At 65.0% G+C, this 4,284-nt stretch carries 6 protein-coding genes; 2 read left to right on the top strand and 4 right to left on the bottom strand.

Annotated features, from left to right (window positions below):
* Positions 1-973: 973 nt before the first annotated feature.
* Positions 974-1,702, bottom strand: coding sequence for an XRE family transcriptional regulator (locus tag ODJ79_RS46300; protein WP_263030137.1), 729 nt, complete (start codon positions 1,700-1,702; stop codon positions 974-976).
* 128 nt (positions 1,703-1,830) lie between these two features.
* Here ODJ79_RS46300 and ODJ79_RS46295 point away from each other — a divergent pair, with 128 nt between their 5' ends.
* Together ODJ79_RS46295 and ODJ79_RS46290 are read left to right on the top strand one after the other, a co-directional pair.
* Positions 1,831-2,055 (top strand): hypothetical protein, encoded by a 225-nt coding sequence (locus ODJ79_RS46295; RefSeq protein ID WP_263030136.1) that lies wholly within the window; start codon positions 1,831-1,833, stop codon positions 2,053-2,055.
* Between the two features lie 44 nt (positions 2,056-2,099).
* Entirely contained in the window at positions 2,100-2,648 is a 549-nt protein-coding gene (locus ODJ79_RS46290) for an HD domain-containing protein (RefSeq protein WP_263030135.1), read from the top strand.
* 2 nt (positions 2,649-2,650) lie between these two features.
* On the opposite strand, the gene ODJ79_RS46285 is transcribed toward ODJ79_RS46290, so the two are convergent.
* The 3 genes from ODJ79_RS46285 to ODJ79_RS46275 are packed head-to-tail and all read right to left on the bottom strand — an operon-like array spanning position 2,651 to position 4,283.
* Positions 2,651-3,103 carry a hypothetical protein gene (locus ODJ79_RS46285; protein WP_263030134.1) on the bottom strand — a complete coding sequence of 151 codons (453 nt, stop codon included), beginning with the start codon at positions 3,101-3,103 and terminating at the stop codon, positions 2,651-2,653.
* The gene (locus ODJ79_RS46280; RefSeq protein WP_263030133.1) at positions 3,096-3,572 is read right to left on the bottom strand and encodes an NUDIX hydrolase; all 477 of its coding nucleotides are present in this window, start codon (positions 3,570-3,572) and stop codon (positions 3,096-3,098) included. Before ODJ79_RS46280 ends, ODJ79_RS46285 begins: the two co-directional genes overlap by 8 nt.
* Positions 3,573-3,578: 6 nt before the next feature.
* A complete protein-coding gene (locus ODJ79_RS46275; protein WP_263030132.1) occupies positions 3,579-4,283 on the bottom strand; it encodes a helix-turn-helix domain-containing protein in 705 nt (234 codons plus the stop codon).
* Position 4,284: the final 1 nt, after the last annotated feature.

Raw genomic sequence — 4,284 nt, 5'->3', positions numbered from 1 at the left:
ACAGATGATGGACTAGTGCCAAGCATTCAGTCTTTCCCATTGCAGCCCGAGGACGGCTAGCGGAATGCCTGCGACGCTAGTTTGCTGGCCAGTAGCCGCCCTACCGGGACACCAACCTTCCCCAGATGGCCGTCAGTCGAGTCCGTTGATGGTTGATCTGGCGCGTCTGCCGCGCATCTTAGAAGGCGCGCGGCGATATCGGGGGCGCGAGTCACCCGGTTCGGACGATTCTGGGGGTACCGGAAGATGAGCGACGACCGGAGGTCTAAGGGCCGGAGTGGCTGGTTGTTTGTCGCGTTGATCGTGTCCGGTTTCCTCGCAGTGTGGCTTACTGGTTGGGGATGGTTCTTCTGGATGGCCTTCGTCGCTTGTCCTGCGATACTAGGGCTCGACGCTGTAGTGCGGGGGCGAGCTAGGAAGCGGGAAGAGGCAGCACAGCGCCTGCGCAGTCACCGCCAGGAGCTACAACGGCAGGCAGCGATGTACGGCCTGCCATGGCCAACCGTTGAGGCGATTGAGTTAGAACAAGAGCGGACGCTAGAAAAGATCCGGTGGGCAATGGACGGCGAAGTTCCCAATCAGAAACCGCTCAACCGCTGTGTGGGCTCAATGATGCCGTGGCTGTCGCCCGGCGCCCAAGCTACGTGTGCCGCCTGCGGCCAGACCGCCTTGGCGTTGGACGACGCCGGCCGTGGCCTCACGCCGATTCACAACCTGCCAGATTGACGGGGCCACGAACCCGCAGTCGTCCTCAACCAGCAGCTCGAGGCAAGGTAGTGCTGAAGCTCGGACGTTAGCGGGACGACTAGAGGCGACAGGACGTCTCCGCAGTTGCGGTGCCTCTCTGCATCAGGCGCCGGCAAGCTCGTCAGTAGCCGGTATCCAGATCGCGGAAGCATTGGGACACCGGCACCTTGAGGCCCCGGTCGCACGCGTTGTCAGAGCCGTGTGCGGCCGGGAGCCATTTGGTGGCTCAGGTGCTGATTCCGTCGCTTGTCGCCCAAACCCGCTCGAACGAGTTGAGGTAGGTCGTGGCCATGCCTTCGCCGCTCTGGCGGCGAAGGTGGAAGACCGGAGAGTGCGACGCCGGATGCCCGTACACGTGCGTATTGACGAGTAGTTCGTCATCGGCACGGTAGATCGAGTTGTAGAGGACTGTGTCATGGACCCGCAGCTCGGCGCCCGCTTCGACAACCGGGCGGAATCCGATGAGCGCGGTGCGGATGCGTGCCCTCATGCCGTCACCAACGCCTTCCTCAGCGCCGCGATCGGCGACATGTCCGCCGGTTGGCTGGCCCAGCGCGATTCGTACCCGTACGCCGGCCTCCGCTCTGCGGCGAAGGATGGTCGACACCTCTATGTCTTCGGCAAGGAAGAGTGCGCTGTAGGCCAGAACGCAGATGTCGTTCTCGGCCTTGGCGAACAACCGAGACCAGGCATCGGGCGGCACGGTCGAGCGGTGGGGGTAGACGATGCATACCTCATCGTGCCGCGCGGCCGACTCGGCTGGTCTGGGGAGCTCGGGCCACAGGTCGTGTGGCGACCAGCCGGTCAGCCGGGACAGGGCGTTGCGATGTCGGGGGTATGGCATTCGTCCGGCCATCCACCGCTGCACCGTCTTCGGATCGACACCGAGGTGGGCGGCGACATCGACGCTGTTGATGCCGGCGCCTCGTATCGCGCGGGCGAGAGGGTGGTTCACGGCAACGACTCCGATCGTTGGCGAGACTCGCATTCTAGCCGAGTCGTCCCTAGACGTCCCAGAGCTGCGGTTCACGATGCGTCACCTTCAGCGAACACTTGGGCGGAACGATCGAGAGGGGAGCCTGCATGGCGATAGACCGAACCGAGGCGCGGAACGCCGCCGATCGTGTTGCGCTCGCCCTCGAAGACGCGGGCTTCGACGTCGGCGAGGACTTCCCGACGCTGCAAGACACGATCGGCCTTCACGGTGTCGCGGTCGTGCACCTTGGCGACGTTCGCCCCGAGATCGCGGATCGGCTCGCCGATGTCGTCTCGCTCGGGGCAACGAGGGAGGGAACGAAGTACAGCTAGGGCATCTCGTCGGCTGAGGAGGGCACGTTCGTTAGCCTGCTCCTGTGGAGCAGATCGAACGTGCCCGTGACCTCGCATGTCGGTTGCTGGCCAACTCGATCCCGCGGCGGTGGTCGCACAGTCAGGGCGTCGCTCGCAAGGCTGAGTCGATCGCACACCTGGTTGGCCGAGACGCTTCTGCGCTGGTGTCCTCAGCGTGGTTGCACGACATCGGCTATGCGCCCGATCTCTCGATGACTGGCATGCACCAGCTGGACGGCGCGCGCTACCTCCGCGATGTCGCCCAAGCCGACGCTCTGGTCTGCCGGCTGGTCGCGCATCACTCGTGTGCCTTCATTGAGGCGCGTAACCGGGGACTGTCCGAACAACTTGCGAGCGAGTTCCCACCCGTCGAAGGGTTGATATCGGCAGCGATCACCTACGCCGACATGACTACGACTCCGCTGGGCGAGCCGACCGAAGTCGAGCAGCGTCTTGCCGAGATCATTGCTCGGTATGGCGACGGCGACGTCGTAGCGGAGTCGATCCGCGAGGCGAGCCCGCTGATCGTCGACTCGGTGCGGATCATCACGGAAGCGCTGGCCGAGGGCTGAGGTCAATCCGTCCGGGAAAGTGACCCCTGTTCGTCGCGGCTCCAGCGGCGGCCGGAGCTGTCCAGGAATTCGATTTGCACCGGCTCCGGCTCTACGTACGTGCGTAGCCAGTCCGGCGGCGCGGAACGCTGGACGGTTCGGCCCGGCGGGACGAGACCGACGAACTCGGCGCCGGGCTCCTCGTCGCCGCGTGCCGGCAGCGGCAGCTCGACTTCGTAGATCGGCATGTCACTCGCATTGTGGATGTGGAACGCCAGCTCACGGCCGCCATCGACCTTGCGCACAAGCTCGACCCAGGCACTGATCCGCGCGGCCTGAGCGCGCCGCTCGTCCTCGGAGCGGTCGGCCTCACGGTGGTGCTCGCGCCGCAGCAGCAGGAAACCAAGCAGGAAGGCGCCGACGGTGCCGACGGCGGAGAAGACGTCCGCGCCAGCGCTCAGCGTGTCGCTACCCAAGGTGTACGTCCCGCGGCGCGTTCAGGAAGTGGTCGAGCCGCATGCGCATCGAACGATCCATCGGTAGACGGTCAATCTCTCGTACGGGGACCCACCTGACCTCGGTGGATTCCGCGCTTGTCGTGGGAGCGCCTCCGGTGGGCCGAGCTGCGAAAACCACGGAGAACTCCTGCCTTGCCTCGCCGTTGCTGGTGTAGAGGATGACGTGGCGAGGATCGGTATAGATGCCAACGAGGCCCGTTATCTCAACGTCGATCCCCGTCTCCTCAGCCGTTTCACGCACAGCAGCATCAGGCAGCGATTCGCCCAAGTCCATTGCGCCGCCGGGTAGCGCCCAGTTCCCGTTATCAGAGCGCCGGATCAGGAGAATGTCGCCGTCGTCGTTGGTGACGACCACGTTCGCCGAGGGTACGAGAGATGTCGCACGCGGTGCGTCGGGATCGTCATAGAAGTCGATACGCCGAGCCATGCAGCCTCACTTCAACGGTGTCGCGTTGTCCCACACGCGCTCGAAGCTGTCCAGGTAGGTCGCGACCATGCCGCCGCCGGCCACGCGGCGCAGGTGCAATACCGGCGCTTGCGCTGCGGTGAAGCCGTAAATATGGGTGTTGACCAGGAGTTGATCGTCGGCACGGTAGATCGAGTTGTAAAGCACGGTCCGATGGAGCCGGAACTCGATGCCATCGACCTCGCGTAGCGGCCGGTACATGACGAACGCGTTCTTGATCTTCCCGGCCTGGACGTCGTCCACGCCTTCGTCCGCGCCGCGCTGCGCTACGGCCTCGCTGTCAGGGTCGCCGAGGAGGATGCGCACGCGTACCCCGGCTTCCGCCTTCTGCCTGAAGATCCGCTGGATGCCCGCGTCCTCGGAAAGGAAAAGGCCGCTGTAGACGAGGACGCTGATCTCGTTCTCGGCGTCGTCGAACATGTGGCGCCACAGGTCGGAGGGCACGGTCCAGCGGTGCGGATAGATGCTGATGATCTCGCTCTCGCTGGCGCTGGCGACCTGGTCCGCGCTGAGCGCCTCGGGCCACAGGTAGACCTCGTCGACCCCGAGTTGAGCGGCGACCGCATACCGGTGCCGTCGGTACGGGGTGCGCCCGCTGATCCACCGCTCGACGCTCTTGGGGTCGACCTTGAGCGCTTCCGCGAGAGACGCCGGCGTGAGTCCCCGTTCCAAC

This window comes from Actinoplanes sp. KI2 (assembly GCF_025630775.1).
Classification (GTDB): Bacteria; Actinomycetota; Actinomycetes; order Mycobacteriales; family Micromonosporaceae; genus Actinoplanes.
The sequence above is the reverse complement of the archived record's forward strand: the minus strand, read 5'-3'. Positions and strand labels throughout refer to the sequence as shown.

Excerpts from the sequence above, each read along its gene's own strand:
- ODJ79_RS46295 (WP_263030136.1), top strand. The coding sequence starts at position 1,831 with ATGGCGATAGACCGAACCGAGGCGCGGAACGCCGCCGATCGTGTTGCG.
- ODJ79_RS46280 (WP_263030133.1), bottom strand. The coding sequence starts at position 3,572 with ATGGCTCGGCGTATCGACTTCTATGACGATCCCGACGCACCGCGTGCG.